This is a genomic window from Clostridium sp. KNHs216 (assembly GCF_006714885.1).
Classification (GTDB): domain Bacteria; phylum Bacillota; class Clostridia; order Oscillospirales; family Acutalibacteraceae; genus Caproiciproducens.
Map to the genome: position 1 here is coordinate 1,847,636 of NZ_VFMF01000001.1, position 23,307 is coordinate 1,870,942.

23 protein-coding genes and 1 other RNA gene are annotated in these 23,307 nt (G+C 55.8%); 5 read left to right on the top strand and 19 right to left on the bottom strand.

The window, feature by feature from the left end; genetic code table 11:
* The first annotated feature begins 840 nt into the window (after window positions 1-840).
* The 3 genes from LY85_RS08895 (at window position 841) to LY85_RS08905 (ending at window position 2,388) form a co-directional block, all read left to right on the top strand.
* The gene (locus LY85_RS08895; RefSeq protein ID WP_243122518.1) at window positions 841-1,161 is read left to right on the top strand and encodes a DUF1292 domain-containing protein; all 321 of its coding nucleotides are present in this window, start codon (window positions 841-843) and stop codon (window positions 1,159-1,161) included.
* Between the two features lie 10 nt (window positions 1,162-1,171).
* A non-coding RNA gene (gene ssrS, locus LY85_RS08900) (6S RNA) lies at window positions 1,172-1,362 on the top strand.
* Between the two features lie 150 nt (window positions 1,363-1,512).
* Window positions 1,513-2,388: a DegV family protein gene (locus LY85_RS08905; protein WP_141826357.1), complete on the top strand. Its 876-nt coding sequence runs from the start codon at window positions 1,513-1,515 to the stop codon at window positions 2,386-2,388.
* Between the two features lie 37 nt (window positions 2,389-2,425).
* On the opposite strand, the gene ruvX is transcribed toward LY85_RS08905, so the two are convergent.
* The 17 genes from ruvX to LY85_RS08990 form a co-directional block, all read right to left on the bottom strand.
* Window positions 2,426-2,869, bottom strand: coding sequence for a Holliday junction resolvase RuvX (ruvX, locus tag LY85_RS08910; protein WP_141826358.1), 444 nt, complete (start codon window positions 2,867-2,869; stop codon window positions 2,426-2,428).
* Entirely contained in the window at window positions 2,866-3,555 is a 690-nt protein-coding gene (locus LY85_RS08915; RefSeq protein WP_141826359.1) for a histidine phosphatase family protein, read from the bottom strand. The genes ruvX and LY85_RS08915 overlap by 4 nt, the downstream gene beginning before the upstream one ends.
* Window positions 3,556-3,574: 19 nt before the next feature.
* Window positions 3,575-4,492, bottom strand: coding sequence for a dihydroorotate dehydrogenase (locus tag LY85_RS08920; RefSeq protein WP_141826360.1), 918 nt, complete (start codon window positions 4,490-4,492; stop codon window positions 3,575-3,577).
* Between the two features lie 2 nt (window positions 4,493-4,494).
* Window positions 4,495-5,259: a dihydroorotate dehydrogenase electron transfer subunit gene (locus LY85_RS08925; protein WP_141826361.1), complete on the bottom strand. Its 765-nt coding sequence runs from the start codon at window positions 5,257-5,259 to the stop codon at window positions 4,495-4,497.
* Window positions 5,260-5,261: 2 nt separating this feature from the next.
* Window positions 5,262-6,212: an orotidine-5'-phosphate decarboxylase gene (gene pyrF / locus LY85_RS08930; RefSeq protein ID WP_141826362.1), complete on the bottom strand. Its 951-nt coding sequence runs from the start codon at window positions 6,210-6,212 to the stop codon at window positions 5,262-5,264.
* Window positions 6,213-6,271: 59 nt separating this feature from the next.
* The gene (locus LY85_RS08935; RefSeq protein ID WP_141826363.1) at window positions 6,272-7,561 is read right to left on the bottom strand and encodes a dihydroorotase; all 1,290 of its coding nucleotides are present in this window, start codon (window positions 7,559-7,561) and stop codon (window positions 6,272-6,274) included.
* 151 nt (window positions 7,562-7,712) lie between these two features.
* Window positions 7,713-8,483 (bottom strand): YdcF family protein, encoded by a 771-nt coding sequence (locus LY85_RS08940; protein WP_185741172.1) that lies wholly within the window; start codon window positions 8,481-8,483, stop codon window positions 7,713-7,715.
* Window positions 8,484-8,756: 273 nt separating this feature from the next.
* On the bottom strand, window positions 8,757-10,505 hold the full coding sequence (locus tag LY85_RS08945) for an NADH-dependent [FeFe] hydrogenase, group A6 (protein ID WP_141826365.1): 1,749 nt from the start codon (window positions 10,503-10,505) through the stop codon (window positions 8,757-8,759).
* A gap of 14 nt (window positions 10,506-10,519) precedes the next feature.
* Entirely contained in the window at window positions 10,520-12,310 is a 1,791-nt protein-coding gene (nuoF, locus tag LY85_RS08950) for an NADH-quinone oxidoreductase subunit NuoF (RefSeq protein WP_141826366.1), read from the bottom strand.
* Between the two features lie 16 nt (window positions 12,311-12,326).
* Entirely contained in the window at window positions 12,327-12,695 is a 369-nt protein-coding gene (locus LY85_RS08955; protein ID WP_141826367.1) for a (2Fe-2S) ferredoxin domain-containing protein, read from the bottom strand.
* Window positions 12,658-13,248 (bottom strand): ATP-binding protein, encoded by a 591-nt coding sequence (locus LY85_RS08960; RefSeq protein WP_141826368.1) that lies wholly within the window; start codon window positions 13,246-13,248, stop codon window positions 12,658-12,660. The genes LY85_RS08955 and LY85_RS08960 overlap by 38 nt, the downstream gene beginning before the upstream one ends.
* 1 nt (window position 13,249) lies before the next feature.
* A complete protein-coding gene (locus tag LY85_RS08965) occupies window positions 13,250-13,744 on the bottom strand; it encodes an NAD(P)H-dependent oxidoreductase subunit E (RefSeq protein ID WP_141826369.1) in 495 nt (164 codons plus the stop codon).
* A 211-nt stretch (window positions 13,745-13,955) separates the two neighbouring features.
* Window positions 13,956-14,696 carry a PHP domain-containing protein gene (locus LY85_RS08970; protein WP_243122519.1) on the bottom strand — a complete coding sequence of 247 codons (741 nt, stop codon included), beginning with the start codon at window positions 14,694-14,696 and terminating at the stop codon, window positions 13,956-13,958.
* The gene (locus LY85_RS08975; protein ID WP_141826370.1) at window positions 14,693-15,025 is read right to left on the bottom strand and encodes a DRTGG domain-containing protein; all 333 of its coding nucleotides are present in this window, start codon (window positions 15,023-15,025) and stop codon (window positions 14,693-14,695) included. The genes LY85_RS08970 and LY85_RS08975 overlap by 4 nt, the downstream gene beginning before the upstream one ends.
* On the bottom strand, window positions 15,022-16,332 hold the full coding sequence (locus LY85_RS08980) for a [Fe-Fe] hydrogenase large subunit C-terminal domain-containing protein (RefSeq protein WP_141826371.1): 1,311 nt from the start codon (window positions 16,330-16,332) through the stop codon (window positions 15,022-15,024). Before LY85_RS08980 ends, LY85_RS08975 begins: the two co-directional genes overlap by 4 nt.
* Window positions 16,333-16,342: 10 nt before the next feature.
* Entirely contained in the window at window positions 16,343-16,777 is a 435-nt protein-coding gene (locus tag LY85_RS08985) for an ATP-binding protein (RefSeq protein WP_038325894.1), read from the bottom strand.
* Complete coding sequence (locus LY85_RS08990; protein ID WP_141826372.1) at window positions 16,774-17,121, bottom strand: DRTGG domain-containing protein; 348 nt, start codon at window positions 17,119-17,121, stop codon at window positions 16,774-16,776. Before LY85_RS08990 ends, LY85_RS08985 begins: the two co-directional genes overlap by 4 nt.
* A gap of 259 nt (window positions 17,122-17,380) precedes the next feature.
* Here LY85_RS08990 and serC point away from each other — a divergent pair, with 259 nt between their 5' ends.
* Complete coding sequence (gene serC / locus LY85_RS08995) at window positions 17,381-18,466, top strand: 3-phosphoserine/phosphohydroxythreonine transaminase (RefSeq protein ID WP_141826373.1); 1,086 nt, start codon at window positions 17,381-17,383, stop codon at window positions 18,464-18,466.
* A gap of 42 nt (window positions 18,467-18,508) precedes the next feature.
* On the top strand, window positions 18,509-19,687 hold the full coding sequence (locus LY85_RS09000; RefSeq protein WP_141826374.1) for a phosphoglycerate dehydrogenase: 1,179 nt from the start codon (window positions 18,509-18,511) through the stop codon (window positions 19,685-19,687).
* A 73-nt stretch (window positions 19,688-19,760) separates the two neighbouring features.
* Here LY85_RS09000 and nagA read toward each other — a convergent pair whose 3' ends face one another.
* Entirely contained in the window at window positions 19,761-20,897 is a 1,137-nt protein-coding gene (gene nagA / locus LY85_RS09005) for an N-acetylglucosamine-6-phosphate deacetylase (RefSeq protein WP_141826375.1), read from the bottom strand.
* Window positions 20,898-21,059: 162 nt separating this feature from the next.
* On the bottom strand, window positions 21,060-23,306 hold the full coding sequence (locus LY85_RS09010) for a hypothetical protein (protein WP_141826376.1): 2,247 nt from the start codon (window positions 23,304-23,306) through the stop codon (window positions 21,060-21,062).
* Between the last annotated feature and the right edge of the window lies 1 nt (window position 23,307).

The window sequence follows — 23,307 nt, forward strand, 5'->3', positions numbered from 1 at the left end:
TTCATGCCCAAAGAAAAAAAGCTTCTTAAAAATGCGTTTAACGGATGCACGAAAGAAAACTTTGCGGCATATTTTATATTGAAACAAGGCGGTTACTCTTTGTGACACGCGGCAGCCGTCATCATGTCCGAATCATGTAATCACCTCATATTTGTATGCCGATTTACGATAGAAAGCAAAAGCTCCGGCAAGTTCATTGCCGGAGCCTCAAATTTATTTGGTTAAATTGTTTCTCAACTGTACATTGGGTCCACCAATTTCTTTTTTAATAAAACGAAAACACGAAAACGCGTTTCAAGCTATATTTTGGACTCACCCCTTTTCCCTGTTCAATCGAACTGCTTTTTCAGAAAAGCAAAAAACGGGTTGCAAACTATAAAGAATCGTCGTTTCGTTGGTTCGGACATCGTGGTCGATATTCCGCCTACAATCTTGCTGCATGAATCATCAGGATTTTCCGGATCATTTATTTTCACGCTGAACAAGGGATTCGGCAGCTGCGCCCAACGAACTTGCAGCTGTGTGCTTTACAAAACGGTTCAATGCCCATTGGACTCACCTCTTTCTGCATCATTGATTTTCCCGGTGCTTCTTCCGGCGGTACCCTTTGCCGGCGCCGTTTCTGCAGCGCCGCCGTTTTTTCGGCACCCGCCCATCACCGTTTAAAAATCATTCTTATCTCTGTTTCCATCTATATTATAAGCGATAACTTGTAAAAGGTCAATATATTTTTAGGCTTGTACATGAAAATTTCATATATTATTGTGTAACTTTATTTTCCTGTTGACTTCATGAAACAGGAAATGTAGAATAATACATAGACAAATAAACGGTGAGGAGATGACCCCTGTGAACGACGAATACGGTGCGGATTTAATTACCCTGATTGACGACGACGGCGAAGAACACGAATTTGAGGTTCTGGATGTTATCGATAACGACGACGGCTGCTTCTACGCGCTGTTGCCGACATTTGAGGATCCACAGGATAAAGTTGACGCGGAGGGCACTTATTATATCTTTGAAGCGATTGAAGAAAACGGCGAACAGCAGCTGGCCGAAGTAGAGGATGAAGAACTGCTCGACAAGCTTGCCGAGCTTTTTGAAAGCCGTTTTGAAGAGCTGTACGATTCCGAGGAAGATACGGAAAACGACGAATAAACATTTCGTTTGCACCCTGCCTGGTGCGTGGACCGTTGCAAAAATAACCCTACAAATTTAAATCGGGAGCATATGCTCCGGTGGCGGACCTCAGACCTCCCGGCTTTTGCCGGACGAAGGGAGTACGAACCCATTGGGCTGGCACCCACCTGCTTTTTAGTAGCAGGTTATTTCAGCACATTACGGCCAGGCGGGATCAATAAATAAGTTTAGGGCCCCTGATGAAGATCAGGGGCCCTTTTGATGTCATATGACAGTTTGCTCATTTTGTCGGTGTACAGTTTCCGGGGAATATTATATAATGCATTTCAGAAGCATCCGGACCCAGTTATGAAAGGAGTGAAGGGTTAGATGTACGATTACAGAATCATAACGGATTCCACTTCTGACCTTCCCGTAAAGCTGATCAAAGCGATGGATATTGAAGTGATTCCGATGACTTTTACGGTCGGAGAAGATTCCTATACCAATTATCCGGACGAGCGCGATATTTCCTCCCACAATTTCTACGACCGTCTTCGCGGCGGGGAAATGGCCACCACCAACCAGATCGGCCCCGTCACCTTCGCGGAAGCCTTTGAAACGGCTTTAAAGGCGGGACAGGATGTGATATATATCGGGTTTTCCTCCGCCCTGAGCGGTACCTACAACAATGCACGCCTGGTTGCCGAGAAGCTTGCGCTGAAATATCCCCTGAGAAAGGTCTGCGCTGTGGATTCGCTTGCCGCCTCCATGGGAGAAGGCCTTCTCGTTTATTACGCGGCGCAGATGCGCCAGAACGGCAGTTCCGTTGACGAGGTGTACAAATGGCTGCTTTCCAACCGTGCGCGCCTTGCGCACTGGTTCACCGTCGACGACCTGAATCACCTGAAACGCGGCGGGCGCGTGTCCGGCGCGGCGGCACTGGTCGGTACGATGCTGGGGATCAAGCCCGTTCTTCACGTCGACAGCGAAGGGCGGCTGATTCCGGTCGAGAAAGTACGCGGACGCCGTCAGTCCCTGGACGCCCTCCTTCATCATATGCAGAACGCGGTGGAAGACCCGGAAGGGCAGATGATTTTCGTCAGCCACGGCGACGCCCCGGAGGATGCCAAATACATAGCGGACCAGGTGCGGAAAAGGTTCCACGTCCAAGCGGCGGAAATCAACCCTATTGGCCCGGTAATCGGGACACATTCCGGGCCCGGAACCGTAGCCCTGTTTTACCTCGGCAAAGACCGGAACTGAATACAGCCTATCAACATTAAAAAAGAGGGAAACGGATTCAGCCGTCCCCCTCTTTTTTCTGTCCCCTTTGATTTCTTCGGTAGTCCAGATAATCCTGCAGGATAATGGTTGCGGCAACCGCGTCCACCACTGCCTTGCGCTTTTTTCCGCGCGTGTCGGTATCGTTCAGATACCCGTGGGCCGTAATGGTGGTCCCCCGTTCGTCGCGCATTTCCACCGGAACGTTTACCAGCGCCCGCAGTGCTTCGGCAAAGGCGCGGGCGTTTTGCGCGCTTTCCCCTTCGCTGCCGTCCATGTTGCGGGGCAGGCCGACCACAATCGTCCCCACTGCCCTTTCCGCGGCCTGTGCGGCGATTGTTTGCGCAAGCCGTTCCATATTATGCTCGCTGATTACGCCCGCGGGAGAGGCCAGAAGCTCGCTTTCGTCGCATACCGCGAGTCCTGTGCGCGCCCTGCCCAAATCGACAGCCAGTATTTTCATGATCGTCCTCTTTTCCCGGATGCCTCCCGGCCGTTCTGCTTCCACCACACGAATTTCGCGGTGGAGGAAACCTCCGGCGTCAGGTGGGAAGCGTCGTTCATAGAAACCACCGTGCTGTACAGGTTATCGTCGAAGTCAATCACGCTGATGGCGGTATTGGCGGAACCCGCCACCTGATTGATCTGCTCAAGCGGCTGATGCAGCGCATTGCATAGGATATTGCGGATGGCGCAGCCGTGCGAAACGGCGCAAACGGTTTTGCCCTGATTCTTCCGGACAATACCGATAATGCCCTCCCACACTCTTTGATAGACCTGCCGCATGGGCTCCCCTTCCGGCGGGGCAAAATCCCACGGGCGGTTCAGCCAGGTATCCAATTCGTTTGGAAAGCGTTCAGCCATCTCCTCCCAGAGCCGGCCCTCCAGAACCCCGCCGCTGATTTCACGCAGGAGCGGTTCCACCTGAATGGGAAGATCGTGGAAACGGTTGATTGCCTGCGCCGTTTTATACGCCCGCCGTAACGGACTGGAGTAAATCGCGTCGATCGGCATATTGCGGCACCGGATGCTCAAAAGGTCAAGCTGTGTTTCGGCGCTTCCGGCAATATCGCAGTCGATGCTTCCCTGGAAAACGCCATTCGTGTTTCCCAGCGCTTCGCAGTGACGAACAAGTATGATTCGTGTCATTGTGTCATTCTCCTGTTTTTTATGATTCCCATGGGATCATCTTTCCCGTCAGCCCGGCTGCTTTGGCAATATGGTTCCTGTCCAGATATTCGTTGAGCCCGTCCAGTATTTTCACCGGGGCGTACGGGTCGGTAAAAAGCACGGTCCCGATCTGCAGAGCGGAAGCACCGGCCAGAAGCATCTCCACAGCGTCCTGCCATTTGGAAATACCGCCCATTCCGATTATGGGAATTTTTACCCTTTGATATACCTGACTGACCATCCGGACAGCCACCGGAAGCAGCGCCGGGCCGGAAAGCCCGCCCGTATTGTTGCGGATAACCGGCCTGCGGGTATGAATGTCGATGCGCATGCCGGTCAGGGTGTTGATCATGGAAATCGCGTCGGCGCCCGCGCTTTCTGCCGCCGCGGCAATTTCGCCGATATCGCCGACGTTCGGGGACAGCTTGACCATCAGCGGTTTATTACAGTACTTCCGCACCGCCGCCGTGATGCCCTCCACCCCGGCGCAGCTGGTGCCGAACTGCACGCCGCCCTGTTTGACGTTGGGACAGGAAATATTCAGCTCTATGATATCCGTGTCGGTCTCGGAAAGCTTTTCCGCCATCCGGCAGTAATCCTCCGGCGTATTGCCCGCGATGTTCGCGATAATCACCGTTCCCTGCTGTTTCAGCCATGGCAGATCGTGTTCGATATAATGGTCCACCCCCGGATTCTGCAGCCCGACGGCGTTCAGCATCCCGCCCGGCGTTTCCGCGATGCGCGGCGGCGGGTTGCCGGGGCGCGCGGTGAGCGTGATCCCCTTGCAGGAAATCCCCCCCAGAGTGCCGAGCGGATAAAATTCGCTGTATTCACGGCCGAAGCCGAAGGTGCCGGACGCCGCGACAATCGGATTTTGAAACGCAACGCCCGCAATGTTTACCCGTAAATCCGCCATGCTCATCCCTCCCACACGACCGTTTCAAAATCAAAGACCGGGCCGTCCTTACAGACATGGCCGTAAAATTCCGTTCCGTCTTTCTTCAGCCTACACGCGCAGCCAAGGCACGCGCCGATTCCGCAGGCCATGCGCTCCTCCAGGGAAATCTGGCACGGCACCCCGCGCGCGGCGGCGATCTTACACACTGCTTTCAGCATGGGAACGGGGCCGCAGGCAAAAACGGCGGTAAAATCCAATCCTTTGAGCAGGTCGGTCACAAGCCCGTGGTAGCCGAAGGAGCCGTCGTCGGTCGCGATCAGCACCCGGTTTCCGTTTTTCTCGAAATCCTCTTTCAGGATGATGCTTTCCTCATTGCGGAAGCCCGTGAGAACCGCCGCGTTTTCGCCAAAGGCCTTCGCCGCCTCCAGAAGCGGCGGCACGCCGATGCCTCCTCCGACAAATACTGCCTTTTGTCGGGTATTTCCGAGGGAATATCCGTTTCCCAGCGGCGCAAGGATGTCCAGCGTATCGCCGGGGCATGTGTCCGCAAGCCAGGCGGTGCCTTCCCCGCGAATCTGGAAAACAAAGCGCAGGGTTCCTGCCGCGCGGTCGATCTCACAGATGGAAATGGGGCGGCGCAGGGTTTTCCCCGGCACATAAAGCTGGGCAAACTGCCCTGCCGACGCGGCTTCGGCCAGCTTGCCCGCCTCCACGGTCAGGTCGAAAACATCGGCGGTCAGCTGCTTTTTTTCTGTAATTTTGCAGAGCATTATATCGTATTTCATGCTTAACGGCTCTCCTTCTGCGGGAGGGAAATCGTGCCGATCTCCTTTACGATTTCGTCGCGCATCCGCTTTGCCTCCTGCGCGGCCGCCCGGGCGTAGTCCGTTTCCGGCGCGCCGCTCTTTTTCCACGCGGTCATAATGGAACGGGAAGCGTTGACCACCGCGCCCAGGCCGTTTTTGTCAAACGCCGGGGCAACGTCCTTTGCGCCGCCGCCCTGCGCGCCGTAGCCGGGCACCAGGAAAAAGGTCCGGGTCAAATCGCGGCGCAGCTCCGCCAGCTGTGCAGGATAGGTCGCGCCCACCACCGCGCCGACGCCGGAATATCCGTACTTACCCGGCAAGCCTTCGCCCCACTGCTCGCAAAGATGCCCGACGGTGCCGTAAAGCGTTTCCCCGCCTTCAAAGATCTGGTTCTGCAGCTCGCCGGAGGAAGGGTTGGAGGTCTTTACCAGCACGAAAATCCCCTTGTCCTGCGCCCCGCAAATGTCCAGCAGAGGGGTAATGCCGTCGGAGCCGAGATAAGGGTTGACGGTCAGCGCGTCGCCGCCGAACGGTACGTGGGTCCGCTCCCCGACCGTGACCGTGCCGAGGTGCGCCGCGGCGTACGCCTGCATGGTGGAGCCGATATCGTTGCGCTTGCCGTCGGTAATGACAAACAGCCCCTTGTCCTTTGCGTAGTCAATCGTATCGTACAGGGCCTTTACACCGTGCCATCCGTACATTTCATAATAGGCGCATTGGGGCTTTACGGCGGGCACGACGCCGCGCAGAGCGTCAATCAGCCCTTTGTTGAACTCCAGAATCGCGTTGGCCGCCCCTTCCAGCGTTTCGCCGTACCGGGTAAAGGCCTCCTCCTTTATAAAGTTCGGAACATAGTCAAGCAGGGGGTCCAGTCCCGCTACCGTGGGGTTTTGCAGCTTTACGATGCCTTCTAGTAATCTGTCCAGTGCCATGGTGGTTCCTCCGTTTATTCTTTTATTAAATGGCGGCTTGCCCTCGGTCGGGCAGGCCGTCATAAGCCTTGCAATCCTGTATCTTCAAAGACGATTTTACCCCGGCAAATCGTTTTTTTCACTTTCCCGGTCAGTTCCCTGCCCTTAAAGACGGCGTTCCTGCTTTTGCCGTGCAGCCGGTCGGGGTCGACCGTCCAGCGCTCGCCGGGGTCGAACAGCACAAGGTCGGCGGGCGCTCCCGCCGCCAGCGAGCCCGCCGGAATTCCCAGCAGGGCCGCGGGCGCGGCGCTCATCAGGTGAAGAAGCTCCGTCAGCGTGAGAAGCCCGCCGTTTACCAGATAAGTGATTCCCGCGGCAAGGCTTGTTTCCATCCCGATGCTCCCGTTCGGCGCGGAAAGAAAGTCGGATTTCTCTGCCGGGGTATGCGGCGCGTGGTCGGTCGCGATCGCGTCGATCGTGCCGTCGCGCAGCCCTTCGATCACCGCCAGCCGGTCCTCTTCCGTACGGAGCGGGGGACTCATGCGGTAATCCGCGTCGCGGCTCAGCAGCGCGTTTTCCGTCAGCGCGAAATAGTGGGGCGCGGTCTCCGCCGTCACCCTGACACCGCGCCGCTTCGCGTCGCGGACAAGCGCGACGGAGGTTTTCGTGCTGACGTGACAGATATGCACCGGAACGCCGTAAGCCGCCGCAAGCGCGATTTCCCGCGCGGTGCCGCAGTCCTCCGCGGCGGCGGGAACACCTTTTACCCCCAGCCTTTCCGAAACGGCTCCTTCGTTGAGCTTCCCTCCCTGCGACAGGAACAAGTCCTCGCAGTGGGACACCACCCTCATTTCCAGTTCGGCGGCAAGGCGCAGAGCCCGCGCCATCAGCAGAGTGTTGACCACGGGCCGTCCGTCGTCGCTCAGCGCGACGGCCCCGGCGCTTTTGAGTGCCGCCAGATCGTTCAGCTCTTCGCTTTTCAGGCCTTTTGTAATCGCCGCCGCGACATACACCCTCGCGTCGGCACTTTGTGCTTTTTCCCGGATATACCGCACCGTTTCAGGGGTATCGACTGTTGGCTCGGTGTTGGGCATGCACAGAAGGCTGGTGACCCCTCCCGCGGCGGCGGCACGGCAGCCGGTCAGAATATCTTCCTTTTCGGTAAACCCTGGGTCGCGCAGATGGACGTGCATGTCCACCAGACCGGGCGCGGCGACCAGTCCCCGCGCGTCTATCACTTCGGCGTCCGCGCAGGGGATTTCCCCGCCGACGGCGGCAAAAACGCCGTCCGTAATCAGGATGTCCCCTGTTTCGTCCGTCGCGTTCGACGGGTCAAGAAGCCTTGCGCCGCGAATGAGCAGTCTGTTCATTCCTTCCCTCCGTTCTTTAGTATTAACTTTTTGACAATTATGTCGTATTTTATACAAATAGTAAATTATTTTCCCGTATTTCGGGCTTTTCTGACGCCGGACGGAGCCATTCAGCCGGAACAGACAAGTTCCTTAACTTTTCAAGGAGAGTTTAAGGGAAAACAAAAAACTTTGTCAATGCCAGCAGCTCCCGCGCGTAGCAGGAGGAAAAAATGTACCACGGCGTCGGCGCGCTGACGGGATAGGACGTAATTTTCAGTCCGGCGGCGATTTTGCCCGCGCGGTACTGGTGGTAGTCGTCCGTGACGATCGCCATTACGGGATTCAACCCGTTTTTCTCAATCAGCGTCTGTGAATTGCTCAGATTTTCCTGCGTGGAAACGGACGTATCCTCCGCCAGAATCCGGGAAGCGTCGATCCCGTCTTTCACAAGGTGTTCCCGGATCACGGAAGCTTCCGTCACCAGTTCGCCTTTTCCCTGCCCACCGCTGGCGATGCATTTCGCGTTGGGATGGTCTTTCAGATACGCGGCCGCCGTTTCTATTCTCACCCGCAAATCCGCACTCGGCGCGGTGCCGCTTACCTTGCTGCCAAGCACGACCACCGTCGCGTCCGCCGGCGGGGCGGCCTGTCCCGCTCCCACGCCGTAAATCATCAGCCCGGTCAGCACCGCGGCCCACAGCACTCCGGCACAGAACAGGACCAGCACGGCACGGCAAAAAACGCGGAACCCTTTGGAGCTTTTGCATTTCCGGCCGATCGCGCCGGAAAACACGGCGGTCAGGAAAAGGAGGACGGATACGGCGATTCCGAACGCATTGCCGATATTCAGCACACCCCAATGAATCGGAATCAGAAACCAAACAAGCCCTCCAAGGGAAACCGCCATCGCTAAAATTTTTACAATCCGTTTTTTCAGCATTTCCGCCTCCTTTCGTCCGTTCAATGCCATCGCAGAAACGAATTTCGCAACAGTAACGCATATACCTTCCTCAGGAAGGTGACACGCCGGATGGAGTATCCCCGTCAGATTTCCAGGGAACTCCCTCAGTCAGGCTTCGCCTGCCAGCTCCCTCAAGGAGGGAGCCAAAAAGAAGCTGCGCAATTTTATCGACAGTCTAAGCCACTTTGTGGCTATTATACCATAATTCCCATAAAAATGCCTCCGAACTTTTCGTCCGGAGGCATTGGTGATTTAGTACTTTTTACGGGGCACGTAGCTTGTGTGCAGAATTTCATGGGCCTTATGGCTGCCCGGCTTCTCAAAGAATTCCTCATAGACCATTTTGATGAGCGGGCTGTCATGGCTCTTGCGCAGGGGCAGGTTTCTGTCTTCCTCGTAAAGCGCCTTTGCCCTTTCCGCCTTCAGGTCGGTAAAGCTGCGGACGGCCGCGGGCTGGATCGGCTGGCCGCCGCCGTTGATGCAGCCGCCGGGGCAGCACATGATCTCAATGAAGTGATAGCCGCCTTCGCCGTTTTTGACCTTTTCAAGGACTTTGTTGGCATTGTTCAGGCCGCTGACCGCGGCGACCTTTACATCCATGCCGCCGACATGATAAACAGCCTCTTTCATGCCCTCCATTCCGCGCACCTCGGTATAGTCCACGGAATCAAGGCTTCTGCCCTCCAGCGTGTCGGCCGCCGTTCTGAGCGCGGCTTCCATCACGCCGCCGGTCGCGCCGAAAATCGCCGCGGCCCCGGTGGAAACGCCCAGCGCGGGATCGAAATCCTCGTCCGGCAGACGGTTGAAGTTAATATGGGCCATATTGATCAGACGCGCGAGCTCACGGGTCGAAATCGCGATGTCGGTGTCGGGGATGCCTTCACCGGCTCCGTCCTGATCTTCGCGTTGGACTTCAAATTTCTTCGCGACGCAGGGCATTACGCTGACGACCACGATCTTTTCCGGGTCGATGTTGTTCTTCTGCGCGTAATACGTCTTGATGACCGCGCCGGTCATCTGCTGCGGGGATTTGCAGGAGGAAACGTTGGGAAGCAGCTCCGGATAATAGTATTCGCAGAATTTGATCCAGCCCGGGGAGCAGGAGGTGATCAGCGGCAGCGGGCCGCCGTTCTGTACGCGCTCAAGCAGCTCGTTGGCCTCTTCCATGATGGTGAGGTCTGCGCCGAAGTCCGTGTCAAACACCTTGTCAAAGCCCAGGCGGCGCAGAGCGGCAACCATTTTCCCCTTGACGTTGGTGCCGACCGGAAGGCCGAAGCACTCGCCGAGCGTTGCGCGGATGGCGGGCGCGGTCTGTACGACCACGTACTTTTCCGGATCGTTCAGCACGGCCATTACCTCGTCGCACTGGTCGCGTTCGGTCAAAGCGCCGGTCGGGCAGCTCACGATGCACTGGCCGCAGGAAACGCAGGGAACGTCGTTGAGCGGTTTTTCAAAGGAACAGGCGATATGCGTATCAAAGCCGCGGCAGTTCGGGCCGATGACGGCGACGTGCTGGTCCGCGCAGGCCGCCACGCAGCGGCGGCAGAGGATGCATTTCGAGTTGTCGCGGATCAGGTGCAGGGTCGACTCGTCCCTGGTCGCGTCGGGCCTGACCCCGTCGAAACGGTCGGTCTGCTCCACGCCCAGCTCATTGCACAGGGTCTGGAATTCACAGGCACCGCTGCGTCTGCAGGCCAGACAGTCCCTGTTATGGACCGAAAGCAGCATTTCCAGCGTCATTTTTCTGGACTGCTGGACCTTGGCCGTATTGGTCTGAACCTCCATCCCCTCATTCACCGGATAAACGCAGGAAGCAACCAAAGAGCGCGCGCCCTTTACCTCTACTACGCACATACGGCAGGCACCGATCTCATTGATCCCTTTCAGGTAGCATAAGGTCGGAATATCAATCCCGGCAAGCCTTGCCGCCTCCAAAACCGTGGAATCAGCCGGCACTGAGAGGGGCATGCCGTTTATTTTTATATTGACCGTATTTTCCATGATGGCACACTCCTTTATTTCTTGATAATGGCGCTGAACTTGCATTTTTCCATGCAGGCGCCGCACTTGATGCATTTCCTGGTATCGATGACATGAGGAACCTTTACGCTGCCGGTAATCGCACCGACGGGGCAGTTGCGTGCGCACAGCGTGCAGCCGCGGCATTTGTCCTCAAGGATGAAATAGTTGGTCAGCGCCTTGCAGACGCCGGCCGGGCAGCGGTGTTCCGTTACATGGGCGACGTACTCGTCGCGGAAGTAGCGCAGGGTGGAAAGCACCGGGTTCGGCGCGGTCTGGCCCAGCGCGCACAGAGAATTTTCCTTCAGGTAGTAGCACAGCTCTTCCAGCCGGTCGAGGTCCTCCATGGTACCGTTGCCGCTGGTGATCTTCTCCAGCACCTCGAGCAGGCGCCTGGTGCCAATCCGGCACGGCGTGCACTTGCCGCAGGATTCGTCCACGGTGAACTCCAAGAAGAATTTCGCGATATCGACCATGCAGGTCGTGTCGTCCATCACGATCAGCCCGCCGGAGCCCATCATGGCGCCGATGGACAGCAGGTTGTCGTAATCGATCGGAATGTCCAGATAAGAGGCCGGGATACAGCCGCCGGAGGGGCCGCCGGTCTGAGCGGCTTTGAAGGTGTGTCCGTCCGGAACACCGCCGCCGATCTCCTCTACGATCTCTCGCAGGGTGGTACCCATCGGCACTTCCACAAGGCCGGTGTGCTTGATTTTTCCGCCCAGAGCGAACACCTTGGTGCCCTTTGATTTTTCGGTGCCCATGGAGGCGAACCAGTCCGCGCCCTTCAGAATGATCTGGGTGATGTTGGCGTAGGTTTCCACGTTATTCAGAATGGTCGGCTTCTGGAACAGGCCCTTGACCGCCGGGAACGGAGGACGCGGGCGCGGCTCGCCGCGCTTGCCCTCGATGGAGGTCATCAGGGCGGTTTCCTCGCCGCACACAAACGCGCCGGCGCCCAGGCGGAGCCCGATGTCGAAGTCAAAGCCGGTATTGAAAATGTTCTTGCCCAAAAGGCCGTATTCCCTCGCCTGATCGATGGCGATCTGCAGGCGCTTGACCGCGATGGGGTACTCGGCGCGGACATAAATATAGCCCTGGGACGAGCCGATTGCGTAACCGGCGATCGCCATGGCTTCCAGTACGCTGTGCGGGTCGCCTTCCAGCACGGAGCGGTCCATAAACGCGCCCGGGTCACCCTCGTCCGCGTTGCAGCAGACATATTTCTGATCCGCCTGATTTTTCGCGGCAAAGCTCCATTTCAGCCCGGTCGGGAAGCCCGCGCCGCCGCGGCCGCGCAGACCGGAAGCCTTCACCACGTCGATGACCTCTTCCGGGGTCATTTCCGTAAGGACCTTGCCCAGTGCGGTGTAGCCGTCCACCGCTATGTACTCGTCGATGCACTCGGGATTGATGACGCCGCAGTTCCGAAGCGCGACGCGGTTCTGTTTTTCATAGAACGGCGTATGGTTCAGAGACTTGATGGTATTGTCGTCTACGATGGTTTCCTGATAAAGCAGGCGCCTGACGATTCTTCCTTTTAAAAGATGTTCCTCCACAATTTCCGGGACATCCTCCGGAGTCACCCTGCTGTAAAAAGAACCTTCGGGATATACAATCATAATCGGGCCGAGGGCGCAGAGGCCGAAACAGCCGGTGCGGATCACATTGACCTCTTTGTCCAGTCCCCGGACCGCAATTTCTTCTTTGAGCTTTGAGATAATCAGCTCGCTGTTTGAGGAGGTACAACCGGTACCGCCGCAAACCAGTACATTGGAACGATACATGAATGCTGCCTCCTTTTTACGAATTGGCGCCTATGGTATACTCCGTTACCACATTGCCGTTTACCAGGTGGTCGTTCACCACGCGTACCGCCTTTTCAGGCGTCATTTTTACATAAGTCACTTTTTCCTGCCCGGGCGTCACAATTTCCACAACCGGCTCAAACTGGCAGATTCCGATACAGCCCGTCTGGGTGACCGTGACGTTGGCAAGGCCGCGCTTAGAGACTTCTTCCACCATAGCGCTCAAAACCGGGCGCGCCCCGGCGGCGATTCCGCAGGTGGCCATACCCACCAGAACGCGGATCGCGTTGTCGTTGTTTTCGCGGAGAATAACCTGACTGCGGGCTCTATCCCTGATCGCCTGAAGTTCCGCTAAAGACTTCATCTGTTGATTCCTCCTTAATGAATTGGGTTTCTTCACTGAGGCAGTTTTTGATCCACTGTATCACTTCCGGTGAATTCAGCCTGACCTCATTTCCTAACACCGCGCGCAGTTCGCGCGTATCAAGGGTAAATTCGCGGGAATCCATTCTGTGATGAAAGACAAAATCCCTGTCTTCGTTGCAGGTGATCAACAGCAGTACCGTGGAATTGATGTCCCCGAGCGGAATCATATCCACATGGGATGGTACAAAGGCTGCGGTGATTGTGGTCCCTACACCCTTTTGGGAAGCGACGCCGAAGCTTCCGCCCGTCATCTCGGCTTCCATCTTAAAGAGCGGCACTCCCATCCCGATTTTGCGGGTAGTGCGGGTGGTGAAAAACGGGTCCGTCACACGCGCCGCCTGTTCGGCGGTCATACCGGCACCGTCATCCGAAATCCGGATGGTCAATCTGTCGGCCCTCGGTTCTTCACACACGTCGATCTCAATCAGCTTCGCACCTGCGGAAATTGAATTCTGTGCAATGTCCATCACATTTAAAGACAGTTCGCGCATCTTATTCGTATTTTGCCAGTACCTGTTCCACTTCCTCCGGGGTCATGCGTCCGTAAACATCCCCGTTCACCGTCAGTACCGGAGCCAAGCCGCAGGCACCCACGCAGCGGCAGGCAGTCAGCGAAAATTTACCGTCCGGAGTGCACTCCTCCGGCTGGATACCCAAAACGGAAGTCAATTTGTCCAGCACCGCCGCCGCCCCCTTGACATAGCAGGCCGTTCCCAGGCAGATCGACACGTTGTATTTTCCTTTAGGGGTAAGCGAAAACTGGGAATAAAAGGTGGAAACGCCGTATACTTCTTCCAGCGGTACGCCCAGTCCCTCGGCAATGATGCTCTGCACCTCTGCCGGAAGGTAGCCGTAAACCTCCTGTGCTTCCTGCAGAACAGGCAGTATGGCGCCTCTTTGCTGCTTGTGCCTCTCAATGATTTCGTCGAGCTTTTCCCGCTGCCCGGCGGTTCCCTGGAAAGGCAAACTGCTGATACGTTTTTGCATTCTTGTTCCTCCTTGCGGTTAATCAACGCAGGAAAAATGTCGTGGCGGCAACAAAAGTTTCCTGCAATCCATTGTTTTTTAGTATAGCATACACCTATGATAAAATCTATCATTTTTGTTAAATAAGTCACAAAAAATTATTGGTAACCGTGATAATTTTAAGTTAAAATTCAGCTAAAAAAAGCCGGGCACTTTTGGGTGCTTCCGGCTGTTATCCTCTGTTCCATTCTGTTTGTATTTCTCTGTTCAGTGCCGCAATGAGACATTCCGGCGACTTTTCGGGGAGCAGCACCGACGCGGACGGGTCGGGCATATTTTCCAGATAATGGGCATCCGAATTTTTCAAAAGGATCAAATCTCTCAGCTCGGGGTTTCTGTGAAGAAGGGTCTGCACGTCGCCTTTGGCGCTGATTTCCGCAGCGGTAAAATCCGCTTCCGGCGGAAGGGAACCAAGGCTGGAAAGGACGCTGTACGCGCTCCTGTCAACATGGGCGGGAAAGGCCGTCCCCCCGAAGCCGCACGCCAGACTGTGCACATGGTTCACGCTGATGGAAGCCGCGTTGAGCAGAAGGGTTTCTTCCTCTCCGATGACCGTATCCTGTTCGTCCATCACGGTCTGACAGCCAAAAATTTTCGGCCTGTTCCGGATTTTGGGGATTCTCTGTGCCACATACCGGTCAAAATCAAGCGCCGCTTCCACCGTCGGGAACAGGCAGATCACATGCGCCTCCTCCTGTGTGCAGAGCTCCATCCCCGGCACCACGGGCAGCCCGCGCGCCGCGCCGGCCCTGACCGCCGCGGGCACATTGCGGCAGGAATTGTGGTCCGTCAGCGCGATGATGTCGTAACCCAGCAGAAGCGCCATGTTCACAAGGTTGTTCGGCGTCATATCGCCGCTGCCACAGGGCGACAGGCACGAATGGAGATGCAGATCATAAAATATCCGTATCATCTGAGAAGCTCTGCGACTTTCAGGCCGAGCTCATAGCTGTTCTGTTCGGACAAAAGCACTGGGAAATCGAGCTGGCGCGCTTTTTCCAGCGCCTCCTCGTCAAACGGCGCGGAATCGGTCAGGACGATACAGGCGGCGTCCTTCAGGGAAGCCACCGCCACCGCGTTGATGTTGCCCATGACCGTGAGCCACGCGGCATTTTCGGGCAGCCGGGACATGACCCAGCTGAGCAGGTCGCCGGTATACCCCCCCGTTACCTCCCGGTCCAGGCTTTCCCGCCCCGCTAAAATCTTCAGTGAAAGCTTTTCCGCAAGCTCTTGTACCGTCATGATTTTTTATCCTCCTCATCGCTCAGCAGCGGGAAAGTTCCCATGGACGACAGGGCGTCGGCGACGTTTTTGATTTCTTTCCTCATAATGAAAATGCACTGGTTCTTCTTCGCAAAGCCGCGGACAATGTCCTCCGCCAGCGCGCGGCAGGTCGGCGCGCCGCAGGAGCCGCAGTCCAGGCCGGGCAGCTCCTCGCAGATTTCATCGATTTCCGCCATCATCCTGAGCGCCTCGTTCATATCGTCCGAAAGCTTCAGCACGGGGGTGAACAGCAGGTTTTTCCGCCACTTCATGCCGCCCGGGATCCGCCCGTCGATATGGTTCTGGGAAACGGGCAGATACCGGCGCAGGCGCTGGAGCCTTGCCTTCGCGACATAGGCGTTTTCCACGCACAGCACGCCGCCGACGCATCCGCCCGAGCAGGCGTTCAGCTCGATAAAGTTCAGCTCGCGGATTTTTTCGTCCTCCAGCTCCTCCAGCACGCGGATGACGTTTTCGATTCCGTCCGCGGCCAGATATTTGTCGTTGAGCAGCGCGGAGGACTCTCCCCCGCTGGAAGCCCAGCCGACGCCGATGATCCCCGAGCGGGCGAGGGGCTCCACGGTTTTCAGGTTTTCCATCGCGGCGGCCAGCTTCGCGAAGATTTCACTGATGGCGATCGCGCCGTCCACCTCGGACTTTTTACAGCTGATCGGCATCCGGATGGCCGTGACCTTGGCCGGACAGGGCGTGATGAAAAAAGTGCCGATCTGGCTGCGGGGCAGCCCGGTCTTTTTCATCGCCTCGCGTTTCGCGATGCGCGCGGCCGTCTCCATGGGCGAGTTGAGCTGGAGCACGTGGGAGCAAAGATCGGGAAACCGCACGCGGATGAGCCTGACCACGGCGGGACAGGCGGAGCTGATGACCGGTTTTTCCAGCTTCCCCTCCTGCATCAGCTTTCTGGTGACCTCGGAAACCAGCTCGGCGCTGCGCGAAACCTCAAACACCTCGTCGAACCCGATGTCCTTCAACCCGGTCAGAACGATGTCGATGTCGTCCAGATTATTGAACTGGCCGTAAAGGGTCGGCGCGGGCAGGGCAATTTTGTATTGGAAATTCTGAATCATGTCGAGGCTGTCCGATTTCGCTTTTTTCGCGTGGTGCGGGCAGACCCGGATGCACTCGCCGCAGTCGATGCAGCGTTCCGAAATGATCCTGGCCTTGCCGCCGCGCACACGGATGGCCTCCGTCGGGCAGCGTTTGATGCAGTTGGTACATCCCATGCATTTATCCCTATCCAGCGTAACCGAATGGAAAAACTGGTTCATGATTCCCACCTCACTGTTTCTTCTTCGCAAGCACCGTCATGCGCAGGGTGGTTCCCTTGCCCACCTTTGTATCAATTTCCATGGTATCGCTGCATTTTTTCATATTGCTCATGCCCATGCCGGCGCCGAAGCCCAGCGCGCGGACCTTGTCGGGCGCGGTGGAGTAGCCCTCGCGCATGGCAAGGTCAATGTCCCTGATGCCGGGGCCGTGATCGGCAAGGATCATCTCTATTTTCTCCGGGCTGATTTCCACATGCGCCTTCCCGCCCCCCGCGTGGATCACCATGTTGATTTCCCCTTCATACATGGCAATGGCGACGCGGCGGATGGCGTCCGGGTCGTACCCGATCTGTTTCAGCTTATGTTTCACGTCGCTCGACGCTTCGCCCGCGCGGGTGAAATCATCCCCCGGCACAATGTAATCGAAAGAAAGGGTGTTGTTCAACTTTTACAGCCCCCACTCAAACCGTTTGCATACAGCAGGCCGCAGGCAGTAAACATTCTGTGCTGTGTTTTGAGCAGGGTGATATCTTTTTGCCGGGCGAGCTCGACGACGTCCGGCGTCGGCTGTTTTCCGCGGACAAAAACGACACAGCGCATATCCATCATCTCGGCGGTGCGGATGGCCTGAGGATTGTTCAGCCCGGTCAAAAGCACCGACTGGTCCTTGACAAAGGCCAGCACGTCGCTCATCATATCGCTACCGCAGGCTGTTTTTACTTCCGCGTTCAGATCTCCCGCCGTAATGATTTCCGCGTCCAGAATGGAAACCACATCGTTTACCGTCATTCAAATCACTCCTGAAAATTTATATTATGTACAATAATTTCCGTCTCTCGATCTGATTTATAGGTATATTATAGCATAAATCATCCGTTTGGCAACAAAAGAATCCGCCGCCCGCAAACCCAGTCACAGTGCGGGTTTATTTAATTTCCGCACATCATTGACTTCAACTAACTAAAGCGATATAATTATTAATTATATCTCAATATCCCTTTTCAAATGGCAGGACGCCATAAAATTTTAAATGGAGGTTGCGCTTAAAATGAAACGTGTCTACAACTTTTCCGCAGGTCCCTCAATGCTGCCTGAACCTGTACTGCGCCGTGCGGCTGCAGAAATGCTGGATTATGAGGGCAGTGGGCAATCCGTAATGGAAATGTCCCATCGATCTAAAATCTACGAGGGAATTATCGGTTCTGCGGAAAGTTTGCTTCGTGAAGTCATGAACATTCCCGGCAATTACAAAGTTCTCTTTTTACAGGGCGGTGCTTCCTCCCAATTCGCAATGGTCCCGATGAACCTGATGACAAAAAGCAACAAGGCCGACTTTGTCCTGACCGGCCAGTGGGCGACAAAAGCGTATCAGGAGGCGGCCCGCTACGGCACGGCCAACGTGATCGCTTCTTCCAAGGATAAAACCTTCAGCTATATCCCCGAACTGAATCCGGAAACCTTTACAAAGGATGCCGATTATTTTCATATCTGCTTAAACAATACGATTTACGGAACCAAATTCCACCAGCTGCCGGAAACCGGAAACGTTCCCCTCATTGCGGACATTTCCTCCTGCATCCTGAGCGAGCCGATCGATGTGAGCAAATTCGCGCTGCTTTACGCCGGCGCGCAGAAAAACATGGCCCCGGCGGGCCTGACCGTGGTGATTATCCGCGAGGACCTGATCGGCCGCGCCATGGACATTACCCCGACCATGTTCAACTACAAAACCCACGCGGACAACGACTCCATGTTCAATACGCCGCCGTGCTACTGCATCTATATGTGCATGCTGGTGCTCGACTGGATCAAAAACACCGTCGGCGGGCTGGAAGAAATGAAGAAGATCAATGAGAAAAAAGCGGGAATGCTTTACGATTTTCTGGACAGCTCAAAGCTGTTCCGGGGGACTGTTGTCGCGAAGGACCGCTCCCTGATGAATATTCCGTTTATCACCGGCAGCGACGAGCTGGACGCAAAATTCGTCAAGGAAGCCGCCGCGTACGACTTTGTCAATATTAAGGGGCACCGCTCCGTCGGCGGAATGCGCGCCTCGATTTACAACGCAATGCCTGTTGAGGGCGTCGAGAAGCTGGTTCAGTTCATGGGCGAGTTTGAAAAGAACAGCCTGTGAAGCGCTTCAGGCTCTCAAAATACGAAATGTAGGTGAACAGATATGTATCAGATAAAATGCCTGAATAAGATTTCGGAGGTCGGCACCGGCCGCTTTGATGAAAACTATTGCTGCGGCGAAGCCGTGGAAAACCCGGACGCCATTTTGGTGCGCTCCGCTTCCATGCACGACATGGAGCTTCCGAAGGGCCTGCTTGCCATTGCGAGGGCGGGCGCGGGCGTCAATAATATCCCGCTGGACAAGTGCAGCGAGCGTGGCATTGTTGTGTTCAACACGCCCGGCGCAAACGCAAACGCGGTCAAAGAGCTTGTTCTGGCCGGACTGCTCCTCTCTTCCCGCAGGATCGTTCCCGCCATCGAGTGGGCCAAAACGCTCAAGGGCAAGGGCGACGAAGTAGGAAAGCTGGTCGAAAAAGGAAAGGGCGCGTTTGTCGGCCCTGAAATCGGCGGAAAAACACTCGGCGTCGTCGGCCTCGGCGCAATCGGCATTCTGGTCGCCAACGCGGCCAGAGGCCTCGGCATGGAGGTTTACGGCTACGACCCCTACCTTTCCGTGGACGCGGCCTGGGGCCTTTCCCGCTCCATCCGGCACGCCCGCACTCTCGACGAAATTTACAGCTCCTGCGACTATATCACGGTGCATGTTCCGCTGACGCCGGACACAAAGAACATGATCAACGCGGAATCCATTGCGAAGATGAAGGACGGCGTACGGCTTCTGAACTTTGCGCGCGGGGATTTGGTACTGTCTTCGGATGTCCTTTCCGCGCTGGAATCCGGTAAAGTTTCGGCCTATGTGACCGACTTCCCGAGCGACGACATGCTCGGCGCCGACGGCGTGATCGCCGTTCCCCATCTGGGCGCATCCACTCCGGAATCGGAGGACAACTGCGCGCGCATGGCCGCCGGAGAGCTGATGGAATATCTGCAGAACGGCAACATCAAAAATTCCGTGAATATGCCCGCGGTCTCCATGCCGCGCGACTGCTCCTCCTGCTCTATCCGTATCTGCATCCTGCACCGCAACATTCCGAACACCATCAGCCGCCTTTCCGGCGCGCTGGCGGAAAGCGGGATCAACATTGAAAATATGCAGAGCAAATCCAAGAAGGATTATGCTTATACCATCCTCGACGTAACCGGGGACGTGAAAGAGACGACCGCCGAGCACATCGAGAATTTCCCCGAGATCATCCGGGTAAGGATTCTTCGGGAAGCCTGACCGAGGGAGTTTCACTCAAAAAGGGGCTGCTGCAAAACTTGCGTTTTGCAGCAGCCCCTTTTCTATTTTGTTCTTACCGGTTATCCACCGCGATTTTGCCGCGGGCGACCACCATTTTAATATTCAATTCGGAATCCAGCACGACCAGGTCGGCGTACTTGCCCACTTTGATGCTTCCGATTTTATCTTCTTCATGGATTTCCCTCGCGGGGTTCAGGGTAGCCGCCTGAACGGCCTGCAGGAAGGGAATGCCGAAACCGACCAGATTTTTGACCTCCTGATGCAGGTTTGTGGTAGAACCCGCCAGCGTACCGTCCTCCAGTCTGGCCGCGCCGTTTTTCACATAAACCGTCTGCCCGCCGAGATCGGACACCCCGTCCGGCTGACCCGCGGCGCGCATGGAATCGCTGATGACGACAACGCGGTCTTTCCCGAGAATTCCGAACGTGATGCGAAGCACCGCAGGGTCAATATGCAGACCGTCGCAGATGATCTCCGCGGTGACGCGGCCGTCGTCGAACACGGCGCCGACCACACCCGGCTCCCGGTGGGTAAGCCCCGGCATGGCGTTATAAAGGTGGGTAACGTGCGAAACGCCCAGCTCAAATGCGTGCCTCGCCGCCGCGTAGTCCGCGGTCGTATGGGCGATGGACACGGTGCAGAGCCTGGAAGCCCCGCGGATGAATTCGTCCGCTCCGGGACACTCGGGGGCTATATCCACCAGCTTGATGATCCCGCCGTATGTATCGTAAAGGTTTTTGAACTCTGTAAAGTCAGGGTTCTTTACATGCTCGCCCGCCTGCGCACCCTTGCGGTGGATGGAAATATAGGGTCCTTCCATATTCACGCCGGCAATCGCCGCGCCCTTGGGCGGATGGACCATGCATTCCCGGACGCTTTCCAGCGCTTGGGCAATCCCCTCGTGGGAAACGGTCATCGTAGTCGGGCAGAAGGAAGTAACGCCCTCCCGCACCAGCTTCGCACACATTTTCGCAAGGCCGTCAGCGTCCGCGTCACAGGTGTCCGCACCCACGCAGCCGTGGATATGGATATCGACAAAGCCCGGCACAATCACGCATCCGGAAAAATCATATTCCTCTTTTCCGGAAAGGCCCGGCCCGATGGAGGAAATTTTATCCCCTTCCAACGCAAGATCGGCATTGCACAAATGAAAACTGTCGTCCACAATTTTAGCATTTTTCAGAATCATCGTATTACACCTCTGCTGTATTTATTTTCCGGCCCTGGCGGCTAGAAAAAATATTTTATCCTTTATCTGTATTATAAACCGAAAAAATATTTTATTCAAGGTGTTTTGAAAGAACAAAAAGGCCGCCGCAAAGCGGCAGCCCTTTCCATGCTGAAAAAATCTTTATGAGATGCTGACGACGCAAAGCTTTTGGCCCGTCTGGCCGGGAAGGGAAGCATAAATTCCCGACTGCTGGCCGGACTTGCCGATTGCGGTAATCTTGTAGAAGAAATCATCGCCCGTGTGGCGCAGAAGCGTCACCTGGAACACGCCGCTTGTACCCGTGTTGAAGTTGATGGAAGAAGCGCCGGGGGCTGTGATTTTGAACTGATAGGACGCGTTCTTCGCAATACTGAAATTGTAGTTGGTGTCGGATTTCAGGGCAGTTGTTGCCGCCGCGCCGACCGTTACGACACAGACCTTTCTTCCTACTCCGTCGGCTCCCGTCATATAGAAGCCTGAGGACTGGCCCGGCTGGCCGATCGCGGTGATCTTATAGAAAACATTGCTGCCTTCGGTTTTCACCTTCTCGGTCTTGAACACGCTGCCGGAACCCGGGTTAAAGCTGACCGCGTCGCCGATTTTGAAGGTATAGCTTGCACCCTGTTTTATCGTAAAGTCATTGTTGGTATCGGACTTCGGCTCCGGAGCCGCACCAACCGTGACAACGCAAACTTTTTTTGCCGGCTGGCCAGCGCCCGCCATGTAGAAACCAGCGGACTGGCCCGGCTGGCCGATCGCGGTGATCTTATAGAAAACATTGCTGCCTTCGGTTTTCACCTTCTCGGTCTTGAACACGTTGTTGGAGCCCGGGTAGAAGCTGACCGCGTTGCTGATCTTAAAGGTGTAGCTTGCGCCCTGCTTCACGGTGAAGTCATAGTTGGTATCCGACGTCGGCTCCGTAGCCGACGCGATAGTGACAATGCAGACCTTCTTCGCCGGCTGGTCTTTTGCCGCCATATAGAAACCTGCGGACTGACCGGGGTTGCCGATTGCGGTGATTTTATAGTCGGTGTAGTTGCTTCCGGTTCCTACCTTCTCAGTCTTAAAGATGCCGTTGGAACCCGGATAAAAACTTTCCGCGTTGCTGATTCTGAAGGTATAGCTCTGTCCCGCCTTCAAGGAAAAATCAGAATTGGTATCCGATTTCGGCTCATGATCGCCCGGCTTGGCCGTAACGGTGCCGAACTGGTATGTATAGTCGCTGGCGTATTCGCTGTCAGGGAATGTAACGGACAGGTTGGTCTCTCCGCCGGTCGCGCTGACGGCTGTCACCTTGTAGTAATAATGGATGCCGTCCTTTTTCTCAAACTGTACGGAAACGATTCCGTCCGTATCCGCGGCGACCACCGGTACGCCGCCCCCCATGACGGACAGATCGTAGGTGTAGGACTGTCCCTGCTCCAGCGTGATGTTCTCTTCATCTTCCGTTGAAACAACCGGGAAATCGTCGTCCTCATTGGCAGTCACATAGAAGGACGCCGTTTCTCCGCTGAAGCTGACGGTAATCAGGGTAGTCCCGGGCTCCAGTGCTTTTACCTTGTAGGTGGTCTGATTGCCGGTCTTTCCCAGAGGACTGATCTCAACCGCACCATCTCTGCTGGTTGTGATGCTGTGCTCAATATCGGGCAGATTGCAGGTAACCACAAAGGTGTATTCGTCGTTCACATTGCAGATGTATTGTCCGGAAGTATCGATATGCAGGATTTCGTTCTCAATCACGCTCACTGCGCAGAGCTTCTGGGGAACGAATCCAACCGCGCCCGTGTATAGATTCGCGGTGGTCCCGGCATCGCCCACGGCGTCCACACGGTAATAGAAATCGCCGTTCTCCTCATCGTAATCTATCAGTTCCGCATGCAGGACCTTCTCGTTGTCGCTTGTCAGATAAGGGAAGGAGAAGGTATCGTTGTCCTCGTAATGCAGCTTAATGATGTTGCTGCTTCCCTTTGCAAGGGAATAATCTCCCTCCACATCCGTAGTAATCGTATAGGGGAGTTCTCCGGTCCCTTCAACCTTCAGCGTTTTGCTGACCGTTGTGCCGTCGGAAGCCGTAAAGGTCAGCGTCGCTTCGCCGTTGCCCATGGCCCCAACGTCGAAATAATAGGTTCCGTTCTCCACGTCCTCCAGGAAGACTTCTACTACGGACGGATCGCTGGATTCTCCGGTAAGCGTCAGCGCAGGATCGCTGACAGTCGCTTCCATCCCGTAATACATGGAATTGAGATTCAATGTATCCAATTCGTTGAAATCGTCTGAGAAGGTAATTTGTGTCTCTTCTTCCGCCGCAAAAGCCGCCGTATTTCCGAATACCGAAAACACAAGCGTAAGCGCCAGAATCATACTGAACACCTGCAAGGTTTTTTTCATG